Annotated in this window: 23 protein-coding genes; 14 read left to right on the top strand and 9 right to left on the bottom strand. The window is 61.8% G+C overall.

Features of this window, described 5'->3' with window-relative positions; translation table 11 throughout:
• Positions 1–149: 149 nt before the first annotated feature.
• From ACQKI2_RS01640 to metH, 5 genes are read left to right on the top strand one after another with little or no spacing between them, the layout of a single operon-like run.
• A complete protein-coding gene (locus tag ACQKI2_RS01640) occupies positions 150–1,127 on the top strand; it encodes a metalloregulator ArsR/SmtB family transcription factor (RefSeq protein ID WP_427377987.1) in 978 nt (325 codons plus the stop codon).
• Entirely contained in the window at positions 1,124–2,038 is a 915-nt protein-coding gene (gene metF / locus ACQKI2_RS01635) for a methylenetetrahydrofolate reductase [NAD(P)H] (protein WP_427377986.1), read from the top strand. The genes ACQKI2_RS01640 and metF overlap by 4 nt, the downstream gene beginning before the upstream one ends.
• 2 nt (positions 2,039–2,040) lie before the next feature.
• Complete coding sequence (locus ACQKI2_RS01630; RefSeq protein ID WP_427377985.1) at positions 2,041–3,099, top strand: homocysteine S-methyltransferase family protein; 1,059 nt, start codon at positions 2,041–2,043, stop codon at positions 3,097–3,099.
• Positions 3,096–3,524, top strand: coding sequence for a gamma-glutamylcyclotransferase family protein (locus ACQKI2_RS01625; protein ID WP_427377984.1), 429 nt, complete (start codon positions 3,096–3,098; stop codon positions 3,522–3,524). The genes ACQKI2_RS01630 and ACQKI2_RS01625 overlap by 4 nt, the downstream gene beginning before the upstream one ends.
• Positions 3,521–6,163: a methionine synthase gene (metH, locus tag ACQKI2_RS01620; RefSeq protein WP_427377983.1), complete on the top strand. Its 2,643-nt coding sequence runs from the start codon at positions 3,521–3,523 to the stop codon at positions 6,161–6,163. Before ACQKI2_RS01625 ends, metH begins: the two co-directional genes overlap by 4 nt.
• Here metH and ACQKI2_RS01615 read toward each other — a convergent pair.
• On the bottom strand, positions 6,127–7,017 hold the full coding sequence (locus ACQKI2_RS01615; protein ID WP_427377982.1) for a DUF5694 domain-containing protein: 891 nt from the start codon (positions 7,015–7,017) through the stop codon (positions 6,127–6,129). The genes metH and ACQKI2_RS01615 overlap by 37 nt on opposite strands.
• A 160-nt stretch (positions 7,018–7,177) precedes the next feature.
• On the opposite strand from ACQKI2_RS01615, the gene pyk reads away from it, so the two are divergent.
• Positions 7,178–8,602, top strand: a complete 1,425-nt coding sequence (gene pyk / locus ACQKI2_RS01610) for a pyruvate kinase (protein ID WP_427377981.1) — start codon at positions 7,178–7,180, stop codon at positions 8,600–8,602.
• Here the strand turns inward: pyk and ACQKI2_RS01605 are convergent.
• Complete coding sequence (locus ACQKI2_RS01605; RefSeq protein WP_427377980.1) at positions 8,589–9,080, bottom strand: retropepsin-like aspartic protease family protein; 492 nt, start codon at positions 9,078–9,080, stop codon at positions 8,589–8,591. The two genes, pyk and ACQKI2_RS01605, sit on opposite strands and share 14 nt — an antisense overlap.
• 56 nt (positions 9,081–9,136) lie before the next feature.
• Positions 9,137–9,334, bottom strand: coding sequence for a DUF1289 domain-containing protein (locus tag ACQKI2_RS01600; protein ID WP_035602232.1), 198 nt, complete (start codon positions 9,332–9,334; stop codon positions 9,137–9,139).
• A gap of 139 nt (positions 9,335–9,473) precedes the next feature.
• On the opposite strand from ACQKI2_RS01600, the gene ACQKI2_RS01595 reads away from it, so the two are divergent.
• The 4 genes from ACQKI2_RS01595 to ACQKI2_RS01580 all read left to right on the top strand — a co-directional run bounded on the left by ACQKI2_RS01595 (position 9,474) and on the right by ACQKI2_RS01580 (position 14,209).
• Complete coding sequence (locus ACQKI2_RS01595; RefSeq protein WP_427377979.1) at positions 9,474–10,475, top strand: nicotinate-nucleotide--dimethylbenzimidazole phosphoribosyltransferase; 1,002 nt, start codon at positions 9,474–9,476, stop codon at positions 10,473–10,475.
• A gap of 122 nt (positions 10,476–10,597) precedes the next feature.
• Positions 10,598–11,791 carry an acyl-CoA dehydrogenase family protein gene (locus tag ACQKI2_RS01590; protein WP_427377978.1) on the top strand — a complete coding sequence of 398 codons (1,194 nt, stop codon included), beginning with the start codon at positions 10,598–10,600 and terminating at the stop codon, positions 11,789–11,791.
• Positions 11,792–11,820: 29 nt separating this feature from the next.
• Positions 11,821–12,975 (top strand): acyl-CoA dehydrogenase family protein, encoded by a 1,155-nt coding sequence (locus ACQKI2_RS01585; RefSeq protein ID WP_427377977.1) that lies wholly within the window; start codon positions 11,821–11,823, stop codon positions 12,973–12,975.
• Positions 12,976–13,204: 229 nt separating this feature from the next.
• Entirely contained in the window at positions 13,205–14,209 is a 1,005-nt protein-coding gene (locus ACQKI2_RS01580; RefSeq protein ID WP_427377976.1) for a glycosyltransferase, read from the top strand.
• Positions 14,210–14,213: 4 nt separating this feature from the next.
• Here ACQKI2_RS01580 and rlmJ read toward each other — a convergent pair whose 3' ends face one another.
• On the bottom strand, positions 14,214–14,999 hold the full coding sequence (gene rlmJ / locus ACQKI2_RS01575) for a 23S rRNA (adenine(2030)-N(6))-methyltransferase RlmJ (RefSeq protein ID WP_427377975.1): 786 nt from the start codon (positions 14,997–14,999) through the stop codon (positions 14,214–14,216).
• Positions 15,000–15,042: 43 nt separating this feature from the next.
• The gene (locus ACQKI2_RS01570) at positions 15,043–16,779 is read right to left on the bottom strand and encodes a M28 family metallopeptidase (RefSeq protein ID WP_427377974.1); all 1,737 of its coding nucleotides are present in this window, start codon (positions 16,777–16,779) and stop codon (positions 15,043–15,045) included.
• A 259-nt stretch (positions 16,780–17,038) separates the two neighbouring features.
• Between ACQKI2_RS01570 and ACQKI2_RS01565 the strand changes: the two genes are divergently transcribed.
• The 4 genes from ACQKI2_RS01565 (at position 17,039) to clpX (ending at position 21,097) form a co-directional block, all read left to right on the top strand.
• Positions 17,039–18,064, top strand: coding sequence for an alpha/beta fold hydrolase (locus ACQKI2_RS01565; protein WP_427377973.1), 1,026 nt, complete (start codon positions 17,039–17,041; stop codon positions 18,062–18,064).
• Between the two features lie 9 nt (positions 18,065–18,073).
• Positions 18,074–18,967: an alpha/beta fold hydrolase gene (locus ACQKI2_RS01560; protein WP_427377972.1), complete on the top strand. Its 894-nt coding sequence runs from the start codon at positions 18,074–18,076 to the stop codon at positions 18,965–18,967.
• A gap of 118 nt (positions 18,968–19,085) precedes the next feature.
• On the top strand, positions 19,086–19,709 hold the full coding sequence (locus tag ACQKI2_RS01555) for an ATP-dependent Clp protease proteolytic subunit (RefSeq protein WP_035602249.1): 624 nt from the start codon (positions 19,086–19,088) through the stop codon (positions 19,707–19,709).
• 125 nt (positions 19,710–19,834) lie between these two features.
• Positions 19,835–21,097 (top strand): ATP-dependent Clp protease ATP-binding subunit ClpX, encoded by a 1,263-nt coding sequence (gene clpX / locus ACQKI2_RS01550; RefSeq protein ID WP_035602252.1) that lies wholly within the window; start codon positions 19,835–19,837, stop codon positions 21,095–21,097.
• A 65-nt stretch (positions 21,098–21,162) separates the two neighbouring features.
• Here the strand turns inward: clpX and ACQKI2_RS01545 are convergent, their stop codons facing one another.
• From ACQKI2_RS01545 to ACQKI2_RS01530, 4 genes are all read right to left on the bottom strand, one after another.
• Entirely contained in the window at positions 21,163–21,423 is a 261-nt protein-coding gene (locus ACQKI2_RS01545) for a hypothetical protein (protein WP_427377971.1), read from the bottom strand.
• Between the two features lie 55 nt (positions 21,424–21,478).
• Positions 21,479–22,426 carry a metallophosphoesterase gene (locus tag ACQKI2_RS01540; RefSeq protein ID WP_427377970.1) on the bottom strand — a complete coding sequence of 316 codons (948 nt, stop codon included), beginning with the start codon at positions 22,424–22,426 and terminating at the stop codon, positions 21,479–21,481.
• A gap of 89 nt (positions 22,427–22,515) precedes the next feature.
• Entirely contained in the window at positions 22,516–23,919 is a 1,404-nt protein-coding gene (gene glnA, locus ACQKI2_RS01535) for a type I glutamate--ammonia ligase (RefSeq protein WP_427377969.1), read from the bottom strand.
• An 81-nt stretch (positions 23,920–24,000) separates the two neighbouring features.
• Positions 24,001–24,339 (bottom strand): P-II family nitrogen regulator, encoded by a 339-nt coding sequence (locus tag ACQKI2_RS01530; protein WP_011647079.1) that lies wholly within the window; start codon positions 24,337–24,339, stop codon positions 24,001–24,003.
• Between the last annotated feature and the right edge of the window lie 147 nt (positions 24,340–24,486).

Below are 24,486 nucleotides of genomic sequence, written 5' to 3'. Positions count from 1 at the left end.
TGTGGTTTTCGCGCTTCAACCTGACACCCTCAAAAATGGTCGGAAACGTGTCTTTCGTGCCATATTTGTTATTAACTCTAACGGACCGGTTTAGATCAGGTTCCGAAGATGGATTGCAAATCATATAAAAGTTCGTTTATATGATTTGCATGAGCGACGCATTCGATGGACTTCTTGAGCGGCTGCGGGCCGCAGGCGAGCCTACGCGGCTGCGCCTGCTCGCTTTGCTGCGATATCAGGATCTGTCGGTAGGGGAACTGGTGCAGGTGCTGGAGCAGAGCCAGCCCCGCCTGTCCCATCATCTCAAGGCCTTGTCTGAAGCTGGCCTTGCGGAGCGTTTGCCCGAAGGGGCGTTCGTATTCTACCGCGCTGCCCGCAGCGGCCCCGGCAAGGAATTGCTGGACGCCCTGTTCAATGCGCTCGGCGCCGACGTACCGGAGATCGAAGCCGACCTTGAGCGTTTGCGCACAGTCATGGCCGGGCGTGCAGCCTCGGCCGAAGCCTATTTCTCCAGCATCGCAGAGACCTGGGATACGGTGCGCGGCCTGCATTATCCGAATGAAGCCATCGAAACGGCGCTGCTGGACATGGCCGGAGCCGGGCCTTTCCGCCGGATGATCGATTTCGGAACCGGCACGGGCCGCATGCTGGCGCTGTTTGCGCCGCTGGCGGCGGAGGCCGAAGGCATCGATTTCAGCCACCGTATGCTGACGGTCGCGCGGGCTAATCTGGAAAGCGCCAATGCGCGCAATGCGCGTGTTCGCTTCGGCAATGTCACGGCTGTGCCGTTTGCCGATTCCAGCGCGGATCTGGTGATCATCCATCAGGTGCTGCACTTCCTGGACACCCCGGCCGATGCGATTGCCGAGGCGGGCAGGGTGCTTGCGCCCGGCGGCCGGTTGCTGGTGATCGATTTTGCCCCGCATGATCTTGAATTTCTGCGCACCGAACATGGGCATCACCGCCTGGGCGTGCGTCATGATGCACTGGCCAATTGGGCCAGCGAAGCCGGCCTCAGCCTTGAGGCTCCGCAAAGCTTTGCGCCGCCGGAAAACGGCGCGCCGGGCCTTACTGTCAATATCTGGCGGGCCACCAAGCCTGCCTCAGTCCGGGAGAAAGCCGCGTGACCCGTCCGGCCATCCAAATGCCAACTGCCGAAAACACCGTGCGCGTATCGTTCGAGTTTTTTCCGCCGAAGACTGAGGCGATGAATGCGCGCCTCTGGGAAACCATCAAGCGGCTGGAGCCGATGGCGCCAGCATTCGTCTCGGTGACCTATGGCGCCGGCGGCTCTACGCGCGAACGCACGCATGACACGGTGCGCCGCATCGTTGCGGAGACGACGTTGCGCCCCGCCGCCCACCTTACCTGCGTTTCGGCGACGAAAGAGGAAGTGCTCGCTGTGGCCGAGGAATACTGGCAGGCGGGCGTGAGGCATATCGTTGCCCTGCGCGGCGACCCGCCAGCGGGGATGGGCGCGAAGTTTGAAGCGCATCCGGGCGGCTTTGTGGATTCGGTTGATCTCATCCGTGGGCTGAGAGAGCATCGCCCGGAGCTTGGCAAGTGTTTTGAGATTTCGGTATCCTGCTATCCGGAACTTCATCCCGAGAGCCGGGGCTGGGGCGCGGAAATTGCCTTCCTGAAAGCCAAGCAGGACGCGGGCGCAGACCGCGCGATCACCCAGTTCTTCTTCGAGCCAGAAGTTTATCTCGCTTTCCTGGAGAAGGCGCGGGCGGGCGGGGTCACCATGCCGATCGTGCCCGGCATCATGCTGCAGCCGAACTTTAATGGCCTGAAGCGGATTGCCGGTCTCTGCGGCGCGTCGATCCCCGACTGGCTGCACACGCTGTATGACGGGCTCGACGAGGATGAAGAAACCCGCGATCTCGTCACCGCCAATGTGGCGGCCGATCTCTGCCGCAAGCTACAGGCGCAGGGCGTTCAGGATTTTCACTTCTACACGCTGAACCGCGCGGGCCTCGCCCTGTCGACCTGCCGTCTGCTCGGCCTCAATCCCCAATCTGCAAAGGCAGCCTAGCCATGAACAGCAAAGACCGTTTCAAGGCGCTCGAGAAACTCGCGAATGAGCGCATCCTCGTGCTTGATGGCGCGATGGGCACGCAGATCCAGAACTTCAAGCTGACGGAAGAAGATTTCCGCGGCAGCCGGTTTGCTGACTGGGCCATCCCGCTGAAGGGCAACAATGATCTCCTGAACCTCACGCGCCCGGATGTCATCGGCGAAATCCATCGCCGTTATATTGATGCGGGGGCGGACTTTGTGGAGACCAACACCTTCTCGGCAACGACCATTGCCATGGCGGATTACAAGATGGAGGCGCTTGCGCCGGAGATCGCGCGCGAAGGCGCGCGGATTGCCCGCGACGTGGCTGACAAGGCCGAGGCGGAACTTGGCCGCCCGGTGGGCGTGATGGGCGCCATAGGGCCGACGAACAAGACGCTGTCGCTGAGCCCGAATGTCAACGATCCCGGCTACCGGGACGTGACGTTTGATGAGGTTCGCGCGGCTTATTACGAGCAGGCCGAGGCGATGGCGCCGTTCATCGATGTTTTCCTGATCGAGACGGTGTTTGATACGCTCAACGCCAAGGCGGCGATCAAGGCGCTGCTGGATCTGCGCCAGGACAAGGGCATTGACCTGCCGATCATCATCTCCGGCACGATCACGGATGCGTCCGGACGAACCCTCAGTGGGCAGACGGCTGAGGCTTTCTGGAACTCCGTTCGCCACGCGCAGCCCTGGGCGATTGGCCTTAACTGCGCGCTGGGGGCGGACCTGATGCGCCAGCATATCGCATCCATCTCCCGTGTCGCCGATACGCGCGTCATTGCCTATCCCAATGCCGGCCTGCCGAACGCATTTGGGGAATATGACGAAACGCCGGACCAGACGGCGGCGCATCTGAAAGAGTGGGCAAACAGCGGGCTGGTGAATGTGCTGGGCGGATGCTGCGGCACCTCGCCGGGGCATATCGCGGCGATCGCGAAGGCGGTAAAATCATCGGCGCCGCGACAGGTGCCGGAATTGCCGCGCGCCATGCGCCTGTCAGGGCTTGAGCCTTTCACGGTGGCGTCGTGACGAAACCGAGAGTTGAGACTGGAGACCTCTTTATCTTCTACGGCCTGCTGAAACAGGGCGCGGCGGGCGCGCCGAATGAGCTGGGACTGGATGTGGCCGGGGCGTTTCTCGGGCCCTGCCGGTTTCGCGGGACGATGCTCGATCTGGGCGGTTTTCCGGGCGTGGTGGCGGGCGATACGCTGTGCCACGGCGTGCGTTGGCGCGTGAACGATGCGGGCATCATTCCGGCGATGGATGAATTCGAGGATGTGACGGATGATCCGGCCACATCGCTTTACCTGCGCCAGCAGGTGCCCGTGCTTGACGACACAGGCGCAGAAACAGGCGAGCAGGCCTGGATATACATCTACAATCAGAAGACGGACGGTTTTGCTACGCTCAGCGATGGCAACTGGCCGCTGGATCGCGGAAGGTCGCGGAAATGACACAGGCAAGAGCCACTTTCATCAACGTTGGGGAACGCACCAACGTGACCGGATCAGCTGTGTTCCGGAAGATGATCACCGAGGGGCGGTATGCCGATGCCGTCGAGGTCGCCCGCCAGCAGGTGGAGAGCGGCGCGCAGGTAATCGATGTGAACATGGATGAAGGCATGCTGGACGGCGTGCAGGCCATGACGACCTATCTGAACCTGATCGCGGCCGAGCCCGATATTGCCCGTGTGCCCGTGATGATCGACTCCTCAAAATGGGAAGTGATCGAGGCGGGCCTGAAATGCGTTCAGGGCAAACCGATCGTCAACTCCATCTCGATGAAGGAGGGCGAAGAGAAATTCCGCGAGCAGGCGCGCGCCTGTCTTTCCTATGGCGCGGCCGTTGTGGTGATGGCGTTTGATGAGCAGGGGCAGGCAGATACTGCAGCCCGCAAGATCGAGATCTGCCAGCGTGCCTTCCGTATCCTGACTGAAGAGGTGGGATTTCCGCCGGAAGACATCATCTTCGATCCCAACATCTTTGCGGTGGCGACCGGGATTGAGGAGCACAACACCTACGCGCTCGATTTCATTGAGGCGGCCCGCCTTATCCGCGAGACATGCCCGGGCTGTCATATTTCCGGCGGCCTTTCGAACGTGTCCTTCTCCTTCCGGGGGAATGAGCCGGTGCGCCGGGCGATGCATTCGGTGTTCCTCTATTATGCCATCCCCGCGGGCATGGACATGGGCATCGTCAATGCCGGCCAGTTGGACATCTACGACGATATCGAACCGGAGCTGCGCGAAGCCGTGGAGGACGTGATCCTCAACCGGCGCGCCGATGCAACCGACCGTCTGGTGGAACTTGCCGAGCGCTTCAAGGGCCAGAAGGGCAAGGTTCAGGTCAAGGATCTTGCCTGGCGTGAGCTGCCGGTTGCCAAGCGCCTGGAACATGCGCTGGTGCATGGCATTACCGAGTTCATTGATGTGGACACGGAAGAAGCCCGCCTCAGCGTGGAGCGGCCGCTGCATGTGATCGAAGGCCCGCTGATGGCCGGCATGAATGTGGTCGGTGACCTCTTCGGATCGGGCAAGATGTTCCTGCCGCAGGTGGTCAAATCGGCGCGCGTGATGAAGCAGGCGGTGGCCTGGCTTGAGCCCTTCATGGAGGCTGAAAAGCGTGAGCTTGGCCTTGAGCGCAAGTCGAACGGGAAGGTCGTCCTCGCCACGGTGAAGGGCGATGTGCATGACATCGGCAAGAACATTGTCGGCGTGGTGCTGGCCTGTAACGGCTATGAGATTGTCGACCTGGGCGTGATGGTGCCTGCCGAGAAGATTCTCGACACGGCCGTGCGGGAAAAAGCCGACATCATCGGTCTCTCCGGTCTGATTACGCCGAGCCTTGACGAGATGGTGTATGTTGCCGCCGAGATGCAGCGCCGGGGCATGGCCCAACCGCTGCTGATCGGTGGGGCCACCACCAGCGCGGCGCATACGGCGGTGAAGATCGAGCCGGCGATCCGGTCCGCGCCGGTTGTGCATGTCATAGATGCCAGCCGCGCGGTTGGGGTGGTCAGCACGCTGCTGAGCGATGATGATCGCCCGGTTTTCCTCAGCGAAGTGCGCGCCCGGTATGAGCGGATGCGGGAAACCCGCAAGGATGGCCCGCCCAAGCCGCGCCTGCCGATTGCAGAGGCGCGCGCTGCGAAGCTGCAGTTTGACTGGGCAAGCTACACGCCGCCGAAACCCTCCTATGAGGGTGTACGGACATTCGAGGATATCGATCTGGGCACGCTGGCGCGTTATATTGACTGGACGCCGTATTTCTCTGCCTGGGATCTGGCCGGACGTTACCCGGCGATCCTGGAAGACAAGATCGTCGGCGAAGCAGCCTCCAGCCTGTGGCGCGATACGCAAGCCATGATGCAGCGGCTGGTCGGTAAGGGCTGGCTGAAACCGAAGGCCGTTGTCGGCTTCTGGAAGGCCAATTCTGCAGGCGATGACGTGAAGCTTGCCAGCGGCGAAACCTTCCTGACGCTCCGCCAGCAGATGATGAAGGATAATGGCCAGCCAAATTTCGCGCTGGCAGATTATGTCGCGCCGCAGGGGGATGACTGGATCGGTGGATTCTGCGTGACGGCGGGACCGGAGGCCGAAGAGATTGCCCGGACATTCGCCGCGAAAGGGGACGACTATTCCTCAATCATGGTGAAGGCGCTGGCCGACCGGTTTGCCGAAGCCATGGCCGAATACATGCACGAGAAGGTCCGCAAGGAGCTTTGGGGGTATGCGCCGGATGAGGCATTGTCGAGCGAGGAGCTGATAGCCGAGAAGTATCAGGGCATCCGCCCGGCGCCCGGCTATCCCTGCCAGCCTGACCATACCGAGAAGGCGACCCTCTTCGGCCTGCTCGAAGCAGACAAGCGCATCGGCGTGGAACTGACCTCCAGCTACGCGATGATGCCCGCTTCGAGCGTATCGGGGCTTTATCTGTCCCATCCCAAGAGCGTGTATTTTGCCGTTGGGCGGATCGACCGGGATCAGGTGGCCGATTATGCCGCGCGCAAGGGATGGGACATGCGGATGGCCGAGCGCTGGCTCGCGCCGATCCTCTCCTATGATCCGTTTGTGGCGGTGGAGGCGGTAGCCTGACCGTTGAGATAGGGCACGGGGTCTACGAACTGGAAACCCGGCGTGGAGTCGGCAAAATGCCGGAGCCAGTAATTATGGCCTGAACCATAGATCACGAGGATGCGGTCGCCCGGTTGGCTGCTCGCCGCGATGTTGGCAAAGATCATGGCGTTGCGGGCATACCAGCCATAGTTCAGCGCGGCGCCGGGCTGTTCCTCGGCATCGGCGAATTTCAGGAGGCCATAGTAGAAGTCCGAATGCATCCGCTGGGTGCGTTCGGCATCGTTTTCTTTGGCGAGCAATTCGTACATCGGAGTTGCCTCGCGATCACCTGCAATTGCCTCGACCTCTGCCTGAACCTGCGCGATCTTGCCGTTCACCAGATCCATTTGCCCGGTCTTTTCGGCAAAGCTCCGTATGCGATCAAATGGGAAGAATTCGATTTCCCCGTCCTGGGCGTCAACCGCATACACCCGGCCGATGCCTTGCTGGTGCGCGACGCGGTATCCGATCTGAACTATTTCGTTGCGGTCGGAGGTGAGGTCCGTCTCGGTAAAGCGTGCGAAGCCGGAATCGATCAGGCTGCCGCCGCGAGGGACTTTCTCGACGGCGATGGCTGTGGGCTGAAAGGCGCCGAGGCGTTCGGCAACGAGTTGCAGTTCGGTCTGGCGCCGTTCGGCCAGAACATCGTCAGCATCCACATTGACCAGATCGAGACCGGGATTGTCGAAGTGATAGGTGCCGAGCACCATCACCTGCACGGTGTCACCGGCAGGGGGCGGCGCGGCGGTTGCTTCGGGACTGGCGAGCGCGGGCGTTGCGCAGGCGGTCAAGGCAAAGGCGGCGGCGGCAGCGGCGAGGGACAATTTGATCATGCTTGAAAACTCCTTTCCTTGAGGATGCCATCATTTCTTCCAATGGATGCACGCTGACTGAAAAATGGTGCATTGATCTGCGATTGCTCGCGCTGGCAGCATGGCCCCGAGTCGCCTACAGAGATCATTCCGCAAGGGCAGAAGCCGGAGAGACACCAGAATGACCCCCCAGAAATTACAAGGCGAGAACGCCAAGATCATCGCCACGCTGGGGCCGGGCAGCCGCTCGCCGAAGGAGGTCCGCGCGCTGGCGCAGGCGGGCGTTGATGTTTTCCGGCTGAACTTCAGCCATGGTGAGCACGCAGCCCATCTGGAAGCGCTAAACGCTGTGCGCGCCGCAGAGGCCGCCGTCGGCTGGCCGCTGGCCACGCTGGCCGACCTTCAGGGGCCGAAAGTGCGGGTTGGCAAGTTTGAAGGCGGTTTTCTCAAGCTCGGTTTCCGGAAGGAATACCGCCTCGTCGTCGGCGAAACGGCCCCGGACGAGGAAACCATCCCCGTGCCTCATGCCGAAATTGTCGCCATCCTGGAGGAGGGCGACACGATCCTGGCCGATGACGGAAAGCTGATCTTCACGGTGGTCCAGGGCGGCGATCAGCCCCGCGTGCGCGCCGAGGTGCCCGGCAAGCTGGGCGACAAGAAGGGTTTCACCGTTCGCGGCAAGGCGCTGCCGGTGCGGGCCCTGACGGACAAGGACCGGGCTGACCTGATGTTCGCTCTGGAAATCGGCGTGGATATTGTTGCCCTCTCCTTCGTCCAGACGGTTGAGGACATTCAAGAGGTCAAGGACATCATCGCGGGCCGCGCGCCGCTGGTGGCGAAGCTGGAGAAGCCCGCTGCCATCACCCATCTCGACGCGATCGTCGAGGCGGCAGATGCCGTCATGGTCGCGCGCGGCGATCTGGGGGTGGAGTTTGCGCCAGAGGAAGTGCCGGTGATCCAGCGGCGGATCGTGCGCGCCGCCCGCGCCAGGGGGCGCCCGGTGATTGTCGCGACGCAGATGCTCGAATCGATGATCGAGAATTCCGCTCCCACCCGCGCGGAAGCCTCCGATGTGGCGACCGCCATCTATCAGGGCGCAGATGCCGTGATGCTGTCGGCAGAGACGGCCGTGGGCCGGCATCCTGCCACGGCGGTGGCGATCATGTCCCGCATCATCCGCGCGACGGAAGAGGCGGAGGATTACCGCCGCTCGCTCGACGAGTTCTGCGGCGAGGTTCAGGCGCCCAATGCGATCGATGTGGTGGCCCAGACGGCGCTGGCTATGGGGGCGGCGGAGGGGGCTGCCGCGCTGGCCCTGCGCACCGGTGCGTTCGAGCGGCTCGCGCGGTTTGCGCGGGTGCGGGGCAGCGTGCCGATTCTCTACGGCTCGCTGGACGATCAGCGCCTGCGGCAGGCCTGCCTGTTGTGGGGCGTGCACCCGCAGCGGCTGAATGCGGGCACCGAGAACTGGTACAGGGATCTGATGAAGGCGGTGGGCCTGGAAGGGCGTGTGGCCTATGCGCGCTGGGCGGGCGACGACCAGCGCTTTGCCTGGGAGATCGGTATCGGCCGCGGCGCGGACGGCAAGCCGATCACTGGCGTATGATCAGCTGGCCTTTGCGGAACTCGTAGGAGTTCAGCTCGCTGAGGAAGGTCATGCCCAGCAGCGACTGTTCGAGTTCGCTGCGCAGGATCACGGCGCTGACACGCTCCACTTCCACCCGGCCGATGCGGATGCTGTCGAGCGTGACAGGCGCGCCATAGGTCACGCCGCCGGCGGTGCGGATTTCCGAATCATAGTTGAGCGTTTCTGGCTGCAGGCCGAGGCGCTGCGCATCGCGGAAAGTCAGGGCAACAATGCTGGCCCCTGTATCCACCATGAATTTCACTTCGGTGCCCTGAACATCGGCGCGGGTCCAGTAATGGCCGTCGGCCTCCCGCTCAATGAAGGCGGCGCGGGTGTGGATCGAGGAGGCTGGCTCGGTGGCGGTGGCCACGACCGTCTTGGCTTCGCGCTGACGCTCCAGCGCGGCCTGATATTCGGCTTCGCGCAGCTTGGGCGCAAGATACAGGCTGATTACCATTGCGATCGCAACCGCAGTGGCTATCAGGGACAAGATCTTGCCTGCACTCATACCCGTCACCGCTTCCCGAGGGCTTTCAATCGTTCAATCCGTTCCGGCAGCTGGGCGATCACCGTGTCGCGCTGTTCATTGCTGAAACGTGTCCAGGCGCCGATCTCCGGCAGGGTCCGTCCGCAACCGAGGCAAAGCCCTGTCTGGCCATCAACAGCACAAACCTTGATGCACGGGCTCTTTATCGGCTCAATCTGTATCATTATACGAGTAACCCATACTGGTGGCGGGCTGCAGTGCAAGTTCTACAGGAGAGGATGAAATAATTCCTTGCCGGACGGCGTGTACGTTATCTGCCATAATTAAGATTGCCGGCTATTCCGGTAACAGGAGACCTTTCCCTTGAGCGAGCCCACCCGGAGCAAGTCACCCCTGGATGATGTCCGCGACCTGATCCTGAAACCGGTCGAGACCGACCCTGACGCCGGCCGGAAGGTCCATCAGGCGCTTCTCGGCATGGGCCGGGAAGGAGATTTCGGCCGCCTGGGGGAAGCCGCTGAATGGCTCGCCACCTGGCAGCGCCGCTTTCCGCCGCGGATCGAGAAGCCGACGCTGGCGATCTTTGCCGGATCTCACGGCCTGGTCGACTCCGGCGTGTCGCTGTCGTCCAATGACGATACCCGCGCCCATATCGAGGCACTGAAATCGGGCCGCGCGCCCCTTTCGGCGATCGCAGCGCAGGTGGGCGCCAATGTCCGCGTGTTTGAACTCGCCCTCGACAAGCCCACGCCCAGCATCGCCGAAACCGCCGCGATGACCGAGCGGGAATGTGCCGCAACCATAGCCTTCGGCTTTGAAGCGGTTGAAGATAATCCCGATCTTCTGGCCATTGCCGTTTCCGGCGCCGGCGTGGGCACGGTGGCGGCGGCTGTAGCCTGCGCGCTTTATGGCGGATCGCCCGAATATTGGGTGCGCCCCAGCGCCCAGACCCCGCCGGGCCTGTCCCGGAAGCGGGTGGATCTTGTCAGCGCCGCACTGAAAGTGCATCGCGGCCACCTGTCAGACCCCCTCGAATCCCTGCGCTGCCTCGGCGGGCGGGAGATTGCCGCCTGTGTCGGCGCCATCATCGCGGCCCGGCATCAGGGTATTCCGGTGCTGCTGGACGGTTTTGCGACAACGATCGCGGCCGGCATCATCCATGCCGTCTCCCCGCAGGCCGTCAGCCATTGCCTTGCCTCTCACATTACCCAGCGCCCGGCGCATGAGGCCGCGCTGGAACGCATCGGTCTCAAACCGCTCGTGCAGCTTGAGTTCCAGACCGGCAGCGGCCTGGGCTCGGCAACGGCTGTCGGGCTTCTCAAAACTGCCTGCGCGCCTTTCATCGCCAAACCCGCCGAAGGGTGACGCAGGGAAACGTGCGGCATTCTTTACGTTTACGTGCGCGTCACCTTGTCAGCGAATAGGAATGGCTGACATACAGAAATGAAGTGCCGGGACCAAACAGGCAGATCCAGGAGCGAACGTCCATGAACCTCGAATTTTCACCCGAAGAGATCGCCTTCCGTGATGAAGTGCGCTCGTTTATCCGCGACAACTACCCCACAGAGCTCGTCGGGCTCGGGAACCGGGAAGATCTGACGCGCGAGCAATTCCTTGCCTGGCACAAGATCCTCGGCAAGAAGGGCTGGTCTGCGCCTGCCTGGCCGAAGAAGTATGGCGGCACCGGCTGGACCTCCACCCAGCGCTATATCTGGTCGGAAGAGAATGCGCGCGTCGATGCGATGATGCCCCTTCCTTTCGGCGTCTCGATGGTCGGCCCGGTGATCTACACCTTCGGCAATGAAGAGCAGAAGGCCAAACACCTTCCCGGCATTCTCGCCGGGGATGTCTGGTGGGCTCAGGGCTATTCCGAGCCGGGCGCAGGGTCTGACCTTGCGAGCCTGAAAACCACCGCTGTCCGCGACGGCGACCATTACGTGCTCAATGGCCAGAAAACCTGGACGACCCTCGCTCAGCATGCTGACTGGGGCTTCTTCCTCTGCCGCACCGACCCGACGGCAAAAGCCCAGGAAGGCATCTCCTTCATCCTCGTCGATATGAAGACGCCCGGCATCGAAGTGCGCCCGATCAAGCTGATCGACGGCACGCATGAAGTGAACGAAACCTGGCTGACTGATGTTCGGGTTCCGGTCGAGAATCTCGTCGGCAAGGAAAACGAAGGCTGGACCTATGCGAAGTTCCTGCTGGCGCACGAGCGCTCCGGTATTGCGGGTGTTGCCCGCTCCAAGCGCGGCGTTGAGCGGCTGCGTTCCATCGCCTCGCAGGAAACGCTCGACGGCACGCCGCTGATCAAGACGGACGAATTTGCCCGCAAGATCAGCCAGCTTGAAATCGACCTCACCGCTCTGGAATTCACCGAGCTGCGCACGCTGGCGTCTGAAGCGGCCGGCAAGGGCCCTGGTCCGGAAAGCTCGATCCTCAAGATCAAGGGCACCGAAATCCAGCAGCGCCTGACAGAGCTGACGCTGGAAGCTGTTGGCAATTACGGCGCGCCTTACGCCCGCGGCATGGACCATTTCGGTTCGAACGAAATCGGTGTGGGTCCGGAATACTCCAACTTCAGCGCCGACGCTTACTTCAACATGCGCAAGACCTCGATCTATGGCGGATCGAACGAAATTCAGCGCAACATTATCAGCAAGATGATCCTCGGCCTCTAAGGCACCGGGGCAGGGAGGAGTTTACATCCATGGATTTCAATTTCACCGAAGAACAGACCATGATCCGCGACAGCCTCGCACGGCTGATCAAGGACCAGTATGATTTCGACACCCGCCGCAAGGTCGTCGCCTCGAAAGACGGCTGGCGTCCGGAAATGTGGGCTCAGTTTGCTGAACTCGGCCTGCTGGCTGCGCCCTTCTCGGAAGAGGATGGTGGCCTCGGCGGCGGCCCGATCGACTCGATGGTCGTGATGGAAGAGTTCGGCAAGGGCCTCGTCGTCGAGCCGTTCCTGCAGACGGTCGTGCTGGCAGGCGGTTTCCTCAAGGCAGGCACCTCTGCCCAGAAGGAAGACCATCTGGCGGCGCTGATCTCCGGCGAGCGCGTGTTCGCCTTTGCCTATGCCGAGCCCAAGGGCCGCTACAACCTGGCAGACCTTGAAACCACCGCCACGAAAGACGGTAGCGGCTGGAAGATCTCGGGTCACAAGGCCGTCGTGATCGGCGCGCCCTGGGCGTCTCACCTGATCGTCACGGCACGGACTTCTGGTGGCCGCCGCGATGCCAAGGGCGTTGGTGTGTTCATCATTCCGAAGGATGCCAAGGGCGTCACCACGCGCGACTATCCGACAGTTGATGGCCGCCGCGCTTCGGAAGTCTATTTCGAAAACGTGACGGTTGGCGCGGATGCCGTCATCGGCGATCCGTCCGACAGCCTGGGCCTTGTCGAAAAGGTGACGGATGAAGCCATCGCCGCCCTCTGCGCCGAGGCTTGCGGTGCCATGAAAGTGGCCAATGCCCAGACGGTGGAATACTCCAAGACCCGTAAGCAGTTCGGCACGCCGATCGGCAAGTTCCAGGTGCTTCAGCACCGCATGGCCGACATGTTCATTGAACATGAGCAGTCCGTTTCCATGACGTACATGGCCACGCTGAAGCTCGATGAAGATGAAGTGACCCGCAAGAAGGCCGCTTCGGCAGCCAAGGTGCGCATCGGCCAGGGCGGCCGGTTCATCGGCCAGCAGTCGATCCAGATCCATGGCGGTATGGGCATGACCGACGAGCTTGCCATCGGCCACTATTTCAAGCGCCTCACGATGATCGATTCCGAATTCGGCAATGTCGATCATCACCTGAAGCGCTACACGGAACTGTCGGCAGCGGAAGCTGCTGTGGCGGCCGAATAAGCCTTCCTGCGCCTCACTGCGGTAAAAAATCTCCAGCGGGGTGGTCCATTTTGGGCCACCCCGCTTTGCTTTCGGGGCGCCGGGCAGGCGGCCCGGAAGTTGCATCCCCAGCGGTCAACTCTGGCCGTTTATGCCTGCTCTTGCTGCTTTTGCGTCGCCGTCCCGCCTGGGATCGTGGTAAACGCAGTCACTGCAAGGTCCTGTCCGGCCCAGCCAATGGAGAGCAGCATTGACCCTTCGCAGCCCGTCCGAACGCAGGAAAATCCTGGTCGCGATCCCGACCTACCGGCGGAACGAAATGCTGGAGCGTCTGCTCGACAGCCTTAACAAGCTGGTTCCGCCCGAGAATGCTGATGTCTGCGTGGCGGTTATAGACAATGACAAGTCCGCAGGCGCCCGCCCGGTGGCCGATAAGTGGAAGGCCCGCTTCTCGATGCCGCTGCTCTACGAGATGGAGACCGCGCCAGGCGTGACCCATGTGCGTAATCATGCGCTCAAGATGGCGGCTGATTTCGATCTGTTGGCATTTATCGATGACGATGAGTTTGCTGCCCCCGAATGGCTGGCTGCGCTGGTGGCGCGATATGACGATACGAAGGCCGGGGCGGTCTTCGGCCCGGTCTGGTCGATCTATCCGGACTCGACACCGCAATGGATGAGGGAATGGAATGTCCATGCCATCAAGATCACCGAGACGCGCGACCGGACAGACCCCGGCGGCAGCGGCAACAGTCTGATGGACATGCATGTCGTGCGCAAGCTTGGCCTCTCCTTTGACGCGCGCCTGTCAAAGATGGGCGGTGAAGACACGCTGTTCTTTTACCAGATGCAGGATGAGGGTTATCGCCTCACCCAGACGAAAGATGCCTCCGTCTACGAACATGTGCCGGAAGATCGCGCCCGGGTCGGCTGGCTGTTCCGGCGCTGGTATCGCTACGGCATCACGGATGCCCTGATCATCTCCCGCCATAGTTCAATGCGGGTGGCGCGCCTCAAGGCAGCCTTGAATGGCGCGGCTCGCATCGCCGTGGGGGCGCTCCTGATAGCGGGCGCCACGGTTGCCACGCTTGGCCGCAACAAGCAGGCGATTTACAGCCAGTTCTTCACGCTATGCCGCGGCTTCGGCATGGTCACGTTTGCCTTCGGGGGCAGCTATGAAGAATACGGGAGCGCGCTTACCCGCCCCCAGTTCGACGCTGACATAGGCGCTGTGACCAGCAGTGCCCGGAGCTGACGGCTCAGCCCTGAGCCCAGTAATGCTCAAGGCTTGAGGCAATCGCTTCGCATTTAGCGCGTGCTTCTGCAGGGGCGCCATAAGCAACCATGGCGGATCCTTCGATCGAGCTTTCCGTGCCCGTCGCAACCGGCCAGCGCGCGCCCACGATCATCGCGTCCCCCAGCGTGGCCAGGTATTCGCCAAACTCCGCTTCACGGCCATCCCGGAAGAGGGGCAGCCAGAGGACCAGCAGGGCATCGGGCCAGCGCTTCAGCGCCTTGGGCGTCCACAACGCCAGCGCCTCGATATCCCGGTGGGTTTCATAGCTGGGGTCAACCAGAACCACCATCCGCTCGCCTGCGCGCGGCGCCAGTCTCAGCGCGCCGGAATAACCATCAGCCTTCTGTATACGGATACGGTCATCACCCTTCATGGCTTCATTCAGGGCGGCGTTTTCCTGCGGGTGCAGTTCGAACAGAACCATCCGCGCGGACTTGGGCAACAGGGTTTGCGCCAGCGAGGGGGAGCCGGGATAGTCCTTCACGCCGCGTGCATTTACCAGCTCCATCCACTGCGAAAGCGGCTTGGGCGCCTTGCCCTTCATCAAGGCGATCACGCCATCGTCGGACTCGCCCCGCTTGCGGGCCTGAGCGTTGGTAAGGTCATACCGTCCGCGTCCGGAATGGGTCTCCACATAGAAAATCGGGCGGGGCCCCGCTGCGGCAGTCCGCAGCAGGGTATCGTGTACGGCGTGCTTGAGCACATCCGCGCGATTTCCGGCATGAAAGCCATGCTGATAGGAAAGCATCTCGCCTCTTTTTGTTCCTGAGAGTGGGGCAGGGCCCGCCGGCTTATTCGCCGGCGAGACTTGCTTTGCGGGCTGTTTCGAACTCGTTGCCCGGATACCAGGTGGGCCAGGTGGCGGAGTTCGCGATGCGCAGGCCCACTTCATAAAGCGCCTGAACATCTTCCTGGAAGCCGGAAAGATCCCAGCTGTCGGAATATTCGTCCATCGGCTTGTGGTAGCGCTCGGCGGTGTAGGCGGCTGCGGCGGCCCGGCCCGCGGCCAATCCACCCTCGCGCTTGTCTTCGCCGCCATCGGCATACAGCATCGGCACGCCTTTCTTGGCGAGCGAGATATGGTCGGAGCGATAGAAATAGCCCGCTTCCGGGCGGCCATCCGGCGTAACGATGCGGTCCTGCGCGACGAGGACATCCTGAAGGATGTCCTCAAGCTCGGAGGCGCCATAGCCGATCACGGTCATGTCCCTGGTGCGGCCCATCGGCAGCGCGCCGTCGATGTTGACGCCTGCCACGACCTTGTTGAACGGCACCGTCGGGTTGTTGGCGAAATACTCCGACCCCAGAAGGCCGGACTCTTCAAGGGTCCAGAACAGGAACATGGTCGAGCGTTCTGTAGGCTGGGCCTTCATCGCTTCAGCGATTTCGAGAATGGCGGCAGCGCCCGTCGCATTGTCTACGGCGCCGTTATAAATCTGGTCGGCGTAGAAGTCCTCTCCCGGTGCGCCCTGCTTCATGCCCAGGTGATCCCAGTGCGCGGTATAGAGAACATATTCATCCGGGGCCCTGGTGCCCGGCATAATGCCGATCACGTTGCGGCTGCTGAGCTTGTCGATCGCCTGATGGATTTCGCCCCGTGCCTTCACGCCCTGCAGCGCAACAGGCTGAAACCCCCGTGTCTTGGCCGCCGTTTTCATGGCTTCAAAATCGAGGCCTGCCTTGGCGAACATTTCCACGGCCACATCGCGCTGGATCCAGCCTTCCATCATGGCCCTGTCTGCCCCGCCGTTCGGGCGTACCAGATCAGACTGCGCGCCGCTCCAGGAATTGGCGACCACATCCCAGCCATAAGCGGCCGGCTCTGTCTCGTGCACAATCAGCGCAGCGGTTGCCCCCTGGCGGGCAGCTTCCTCGAACTTGTAGGTCCAGCGGCCATAATAGGTCATCGCCTTGCCGTTGAAGAGGTCCGGATCGCCTGTAACAAAGCCCGGATCATTGACGAGGATCACAACCGTCTTGCCGGCATAATCCTGGCCCGCATAGTCATCCCACCCGTATTCCGGCGCAACGGCGCCGTAGCCGACAAACACCACATCGCTCGGCTCGAAGGAAATATGATCGGCATTCTGGCGCTTGGTCCAGACCACCGCCTGATCCTTCAGGGCGAGCGACAGTTCATCCTGATCCGGCCAGGTGAGAACGAGGCTGGAGGTGGCAGGGTCTACGGTCTGGTTCACCATGTCGACCTGCTGAAACCAGCTGCCACTGTCGCCGCCCGGCTGAAGGCCGATGCGGGTGAGTTCAGCGGCGATCCAGGCGGCGGAGGCTTCGCCGGAAGGTGTGCCGGGGCCACGGCCCTCGAACACATCATCGGCCAGCGTCTTCACGCGCACGGCAATGTCCGCGGCCGTGATTTCCGGCACGGTGCTCTCCGGCAGGGGCAGCAGCAATTCTTCGGCAGGCGGCTGGGGAGTTTCGGGCGCGGCTGCGGGGGCAGAAGGCGCCGATGGCGAACAGGCAGCCAGCGCAAGGACGGCGGCCGTGAAGCTGAGATGTTTCATTTTCATTTGAACGGTTCCCCGTCAGGATTCTTGGATGCCCCGGTCTCGCATGCCGGGCGCTGCTGGGCAACAACGCGCCCGGGCGCCCCGCCTGCTGCTGCCGTGCCGGTGCCCTGTTTGCAAAAATGCCCTATATCCCTCAGGCGCCGTTCATCGGCCGCTGCGATGATGGCGCCGAACCTGTTTGGAATAGACAATGACGATTGATGTTTTGCCTTCTGTCTTGCGCCCGCTGACCAGAGGCGTTCTCCGGCTCGCCGCTTTGATGATTGCTTCGCTCTCTGTGGCTGTTGCGGCTTGCGCGACGCCGGTCACGCAGGGCGCGCTCACCCCCTTGGGACAAGTGGCGCCTGCCTTCATTCCGGAAAGAAACCAGTTCATTGCCCAGGACGGCGCCCGACTCGGGCTCACCGTCTGGCCCGCAGAAGGCACCGATAATCCCGAATATGTCGTGGTCGGCGTCCATGGCATGAACGATTACGCCAACGCCTTCCACATGGCCGCGCCCTATTGGGCAAAACACGGCGTCACCACCTACGCCTACGACCAGCGCGGCTTTGGCCGCTCTCCCAATAAGGGCATCTGGCCGGAGGAGGAGTTGCTGCGGGAAGATCTGCGCACGGCAGTCGATGTCGCGCGGGCCCGCCATCCCGGCGCCATCATAACGGTTGTCGGCATCTCCATGGGAGGCTCGGTCACGCTGACAGCCTTCGGGTCTGACCGCCCGCCGAAAGCAGACCGGCTCATCGTCTCGGGGCCTGGCCTGCGCGGCTGGGGCGCCATCAACCCGCTCTACCGGGTCAGCCTGTGGGCCTCGGCCCATGCCAATCCTGACTGGCTCGTCGTTCCGCCTGTGGGCCTCGTGAAGATCGAGCCCTCGGACAACAACGCCATGCTCCGCCGCACCTGGTCTGACCCGCACATGACCTACCGGACGCGCATTGATCAGGTGTACGGCCTCGTCGCGCTGATGGAGAATGCAAACAATGCCGTCGCCCGCCTGAAGCCCAACGTGCCGACACTGATTTCCTACGGCGCAAAGGATATTGTCATTCCCGAGAATGGCGTGCGCCGCGCGGCAGGCATTCTCCCCTCCTTCGTGCGGACGGTCTATTATCCCAACGGATATCACATGCTGCTGCGGGATATTCAGGCCGAGCGGGTGCATGCCGATTATCTGGCCTTCATGAAAGACCCTGCGGCCGTGTTGCCAAGCGGGGAGGGAGAGTGGCCGTTCCGGCAAGGGTGCAAGCATTGGGCCGCTGCAGAGCGCCCGCCTGTGGCGTGCTGATCGGGGCTCATGGCAGCTTTCCTTGACGCTGAAGGGGCCATGATCGCGCAGGACGGCGCGCGTCTTGGCCTGACTGTCTGGAACGCGGAGGGGGCTGCGCCGCCGGCCCATGTCATCGTGGGTGTTCATGGCATGAACAATTACGCAGGCGAGTTCCGCCTCGCCGCGCCCGAATGGGCCGCGCAGGGCAGGGCGGTCTATGCGTATGACCAGCGCGGCTTTGGCCGGTCCGAAGGACGTGGCCACTGGGCAGATGAGGAGCTGATGCGGGAAGACCTGCGCACGGCCGTCAGTCTCGCCAGGGCTCGGCATCCGGACGTGCCGCTTACCGTCATTGGTATCTCCATGGGCGCGGCCGTTGCGATCACAGCCTTCGCTTCAGATCGCCCGCCGGCGGCAGACCGGCTCATCCTCTCCGGCCCCGGCCTGCGCGGGTGGGGCGCTCTGGATGCGGCCTCTGCGGGCGCATTGAGGCTGCTGACGGCTCTCCGCCCCGGCCTGATCGTCAGCCCACCTGCCTTCGTGAAGCCGAAAATGTCCGACAATGCCGCTTTCATTCGCCTTCAGGATGCCGATCCGCTGCACGCACGCATCAACCGAGTGGATCAGATCGCCGGCGCCGTGACATTGATGGAGCATGCCCATGGGGCCGCCGGCCTGTTGCCGGAAGGGTTGCCAGTACTCGCTTCCTATGGGGCGCATGACCGGGTTGTGCCCCCTGCCGGGCCGCGCAGGACGCTGAAACGCTTCCCGCCCACCGTCCGCACGGTTTATTATCCTGACGGATACCATGTCCTTCTGAGCGATAATCAGAGGGATAAAGTGATCGCCGACTATGCGGCATTCATGGACAATCCGGACGCTGATTTGCCCAGTGGTTGCGGCAGTTGGCCATTCCGTTAGGGATTGCAAGCTTTTCCACAGCAGGCGCGGCCTTGCGGTCGCCGGTGAATGGACAAATATAAGGGCATCTGCCAATCCTGCAGGTGGCGATTCAGCCCTGATCCACAAGGCCATTTTTATGTCGACATCTTATGAGACCGCTCTCAACCTTGTTCCAATGGTCGTCGAGCAGACGAGCCGGGGTGAGCGCGCGTTCGACATCTTCTCCCGGCTCCTCAAGGAGCGCATCATTTTCGTCACCGGGGGCATTGATGACGGTGTGGCCTCCCTGATCACGGCGCAGCTTCTGTTCCTCGAATCCGAGAACCCGAAACGCGAGATCGCCATGTATATTAACAGCCCTGGCGGCTATGTCTCGTCCGGCCTCGCGATCTACGACACCATGCAGTATGTCCGCTGCCCGATTTCCACCGTGTGTATCGGCCAGGCCGCCTCAATGGGCTCGCTCCTGCTTGCCGCCGGGGAAAATGGTATGCGGATCGCCCTGCCGAACGCCCGTGTGATGCTTCACCAGCCATCCGGCGGCTATTCGGGCGTTGCTACGGATATCGAGCGCCACGCTGAAGAGATCATCGAACTCAAGCGCCGGTTGAACGAGATTTACGTCAAACATACCGGCCAGAATTACGAAACTGTTGAAAGAAAGCTCGATCGCGACACCTTCCTGACGGCTCAGGAAGCCATGGAATTCGGGATCGTTGACAAGGTTTATGAACGCCGCACCGCCGAAGAAGAAAAATAACAGCGTTTCTTTCAAGGTGCGGCCCAGCCCTTGCAGGGCAGGCGAACGGCTTTATTGTCTAAAGAAAGACCATGCTTGGCTGGGCTTAAAGCCCACGTTAAACCTTGTGTGGCAGTGAGGACCGCATGACCAAACCAAACGGCTCCGGCGATTCGAAGAACACGCTGTACTGTTCCTTCTGCGGCAAGAGCCAGCACGAGGTTAAGAAACTCATTGCCGGACCGACCGTGTTCATCTGCGATGAGTGCGTCGAACTCTGCATGGACATCATCCGCGAGGAAAACAAAACCTCCGCGATCAAATCCCGCGACGGCGTGCCGACTCCGCAGGAAATCTGCGATGTTCTCGACGATTACGTGATCGGGCAGCGCTATGCCAAGCGCATCCTCTCCGTCGCCGTGCACAATCACTACAAGCGCCTCTCCCATTCGGGCAAATCCGACGGGGTGGAGCTGTCAAAATCCAACATCCTGCTGATCGGCCCCACCGGTTGCGGCAAGACCCTGCTCGCGCAGACGCTGGCCCGTATCCTTGACGTGCCTTTCACCATGGCCGACGCCACCACGCTTACCGAAGCAGGCTATGTCGGTGAGGATGTGGAAAACATCGTCCTGAAGCTGCTGCAGGCGGCGGATTATAACGTTGAGCGCGCTCAGCGCGGCATCGTCTATATCGACGAGATCGACAAGATCAGCCGCAAGTCGGACAACCCCTCGATCACGCGCGACGTGTCGGGCGAGGGCGTCCAGCAGGCGCTGCTGAAGATCATGGAAGGCACTGTGGCCGCCGTTCCGCCTCAGGGCGGCCGGAAACATCCGCAGCAGGAATTCCTGCAGGTCGATACCACGAACATTCTCTTCATCTGCGGCGGCGCGTTTGCTGGCCTCGAGAAGATCATCGCTGCGCGCGGTGAGAACGCCTCGATCGGCTTTGGCGCCACCATCAAGAGCGGCGAAGAGCGCGGCGTTGGCGCAACGCTCCGCGAAGTGGAGCCGGAAGATCTTCAGAAATTCGGCCTGATCCCGGAATTCATCGGCCGTCTGCCGGTTCTGGCAACGCTGGAAGATCTCGACGAGAAGGCCCTGATCCAGATCCTGACCCAGCCGAAGAACGCTCTGCTCAAGCAGTATCAGCGCCTCTTCGACATGGAGAATGTCCAGCTCACCTTCACCCCGGAGGCGCTTACGGCCGTTGCCCGCCGCGCCATCACCCGGAAAACCGGTGCGCGTGGTCTGCGCTCGATCATGGAATCGATCCTGCTCGACACGATGTTCGAACTGCCCAACCTGCGCGGCGTGGAAGAAGTCGTGATCAACGCTGAAGTCGTCGAAGGCAATGCCGAGCCGCTCTACGTGCACGCCTCCAAGAGCCAGACCGAAGCGGGCTAATCGCTCATCGACAGATATTCCTGATGCCCGCCCGGTCCTGCCGTGGCGGGCATTTCATTTCTGGCTCAACTATCATGCGCGCCGGTGCGGTGAAGGATTCGGGCAAAGGCGGGCGGCATGTATTTCTCGGATTTTTCCATCCACTGATCGAGGCGGGGATGCCGCGCCCTGCGGCGATGCAACCAGCTGCGCGCCGTGGCCGAATTGGCCACCAGCAGCGCCACACCCCCCAGAATGAGCACGGCGCCCACCGGCACCGGTGTCCAGAACAAAGGCAAGCCCAATAATATGAGCAGCACGCCGACAAGCCTGTAAAAAAGCGCCATCGCTGTCTCCGTAAACTGGCTGTATCCCAGCCCAACGGTTCACACACCGATGAGTTCAATCTGCGGAGGGGGTTTTATCAGCCTCTGGCAAACGCACGGTCAGGATGTCGATCCGCGGGGGCATCAGAAAGCGCATCGGAACGCCCACCATGCCGGTGCCCGTGGTCACGTAGACCAGGCGCTCTCCGGCCGGGCTCTGGAAATGGTGCAGTTCCCGGTCAAACGGGCCGCGCACAGGGATGAACTGTTTGTAGAGCCCAGGAAGCCGGACCTGCCCGCCATGGGTATGCCCGGCGAGCATCAGGTCATACCGGAATGTCTCGGGCACGGAGAGCGCCGTATCCGGATTGTGCGTGAGCAGAATGACGGGAACGCCCTCCGGAAGGCTTGCCTGAAAGCTGAAATCCTGCCGGCGTTCCCAGAGGTCTGACGCGCCGGCGACGATTACCCTATGACGGCCGATCTCCGTATCGAGCGCGCGGTTATGCGGAACCTGCGCCCCGGACGACTGCAGCGCGCGCATCAGGGGCTCGGTGAGATTGGTGCCGGGAAACCCGACATCGTGATTGCCAAGCACGGCAAACAGGGGCGCTTCCAGCCGGCCCAGCGCGGCGAAGTGCGCTGGGATATCATCCGCCTCCGGATGGTAGGAAAGGTCGCCCGCAAGGAATGTGGCGTCCACGCCTTCTGCATTGATGCGGTCGACGATCCGCCCGATGGGCATGGCATGGGGAAACATGCCGATATGCGTGTCCCCGAAGAGGGCGATGCGGATGGCGGGGGATGTCTCGCTGGCGCCGGGCAGAAGGATCGTTTCCTCATGCACCGTCAGCAGGCGAGGTTCCACAAAACGGGCCCAGGCGGGCGGCAGCGACAGGATAAGAACCAGCCCTGCCACAATCTGCGGCGCGCCGCGCCGGCGGAAGATCGCCCACAGGCAGATCAGGGCAAACGGCCAGAACAGGTGGGCGCCGTGCAGCAGCGCAAGTTTCAGGGAGGTCATAGGCAATGGCGTGCCATGCCTTTGCGGCAAGGAAAAGGCCGGCACCCGAAGATGCCGGCCTTCTGCCCCATGAACCAGAACCCCGCGTTCTAGTTCTTGTAGTACATGTCGAACTCAACCGGATGCGGATGGAGTTCGTAGCGCATGTTCTCTTCCATTTTCAGTTCGATGTAAGAATCGATCTGATCATCGTCGAACACGCCGCCTTTCTTGAGGAAGGCGCGGTCAGCATCGAGGGCGGCCAGGGCTTCACGCAGCGAGCCGCAGACCTGCGGGATCGATTTGGCTTCTGCCGGCGGCAGATCGTAAAGGTCCTTGTCCATGGCATCGCCAGGATGGATCTTGTTCTCGATGCCATCGAGACCAGCCATCAGCAGCGCTGCGAAAGCCAGGTAGGGGTTTGCCATCGGGTCAGGGAAGCGGGTTTCGATACGCTTCGCTTTCGGGTTTGAGCCGTAGGGGATACGGATCGAGGCCGAGCGGTTGCGTGCCGAATAGGCCAGCATGACCGGGGCTTCATAGCCCGGAACCAAGCGCTTGTAGGAGTTGGTCGATGGGTTGGTGATCGCGTTCAGCGCCTTGGCGTGCTTGATGATGCCGCCGATGTAATAGAGGCACATGTCGGACAGGTCAGCATACTTGTCGCCTGCGAACAGCGGCTTGCCGCCTTTCCAGATCGACTGGTGAACGTGCATGCCCGAGCCGTTGTCCTTGAACATCGGCTTCGGCATGAAGGTCGCCGTCTTGCCATACGATGCAGCCACCTGGTGGATGACGTATTTGTAGAGCTGCATCCGGTCAGCCATGACCGTCAGTGTCGAGAATTTCAGGCCGAGCTCATGCTGGGCCGGGGCCACTTCGTGGTGATGCTTCTCGGGCTGAAGGCCGATTTCGCCCATGATCGACAGCATTTCGCCGCGCATGTCCTGTTCGGAATCGATCGGGGGAACCGGGAAGTAACCACCCTTCGGGCCGGGGCGGTGGCCCATATTGCCCATCGGGTATTCACGGCCGGTGTTGGCCGGGAGTTCCGTCGAATCGAAGCTGTAGCCGGTCTTGTGCGGGTCGGTGGACCAGCGCACGTCATCGAAGATGAAGAATTCGGCTTCCGGGCCGAAGAACGCGGTGTCGCCCAGGCCGGAGGCGGCGAGATAGGCTTCAGCCTTCTTGGCCGTGGTGCGCGGATCGCGGTTGTAGGCCTGGCCCGAGATCGGGTCGAGGACATCGCAGAAAACCACGAGGGTGGTCTGCTGGAAGAACGGATCGATGAACGCGCCCGTCGCGTCCGGTTTCAGAAGCATGTCGGACTCGTTGATGGCTTTCCAGCCAGCAATCGAGGAGCCGTCAAACATCTGGCCGTCTTCGAAGAAGCTGTCGTCCACCATGTCCTTGTGGAAGGTAACGTGCTGCAGCTTGCCGCGCGGGTCGGTGAAGCGCAGGTCCACGTACTGGACGTCCTGGTCCTTCATCATCTTGAGGAGATCATCTGCCATTTTTTTTGCCTTCTAATGAGCGTTTCTTCGGTGCAGGTTTTGCCGGGCCGGCGGATCTTGCCGGCCCTGCTGGGTCGATAATCAGAGCGCCGAGTCGCCTGTTTCGCCGGTCCGGATGCGTACGGCATCGATCACGTCAGAGACGAAAATCTTGCCATCGCCAATCTTGTCAGTGTGGGCTGCCTTCTTGATGGCTTCCACCGCGCCCTCGACCGCGCTGTCAGGCAGCACGACTTCGATTTTCAGCTTCGGGAGGAAATCCACCACGTATTCGGCGCCGCGATAGAGTTCCGTGTGGCCGCGTTGGCGGCCGAAGCCTTTCGCTTCGATGACGGTCATGCCCTGCAGGCCGATTTCCTGCAGCGCTTCTTTCACATCGTCGAGTTTGAACGGTTTAATAATCGCTTCGATTTTTTTCATTGCGTGGTTTCTCCCCAGCCGTCGGGTTTAGAGTCCATCCGTGCGTATGAGGTGTTCCCGCCTTAAGCGATAGGGGGGTGCCCGCATTTTGGTTACCTTCGATCTGGCGATTAAGTTTTGAGCAGTGTCGATTAATGATTGGGCGGC

This window comes from Hyphomonas sp. NPDC076881, assembly GCF_050269995.1.
In the GTDB taxonomy this organism is placed as follows: domain Bacteria; phylum Pseudomonadota; class Alphaproteobacteria; order Caulobacterales; family Hyphomonadaceae; genus Hyphomonas.
The sequence above is the reverse complement of the archived record's forward strand: the minus strand, read 5'-3'. Positions and strand labels throughout refer to the sequence as shown.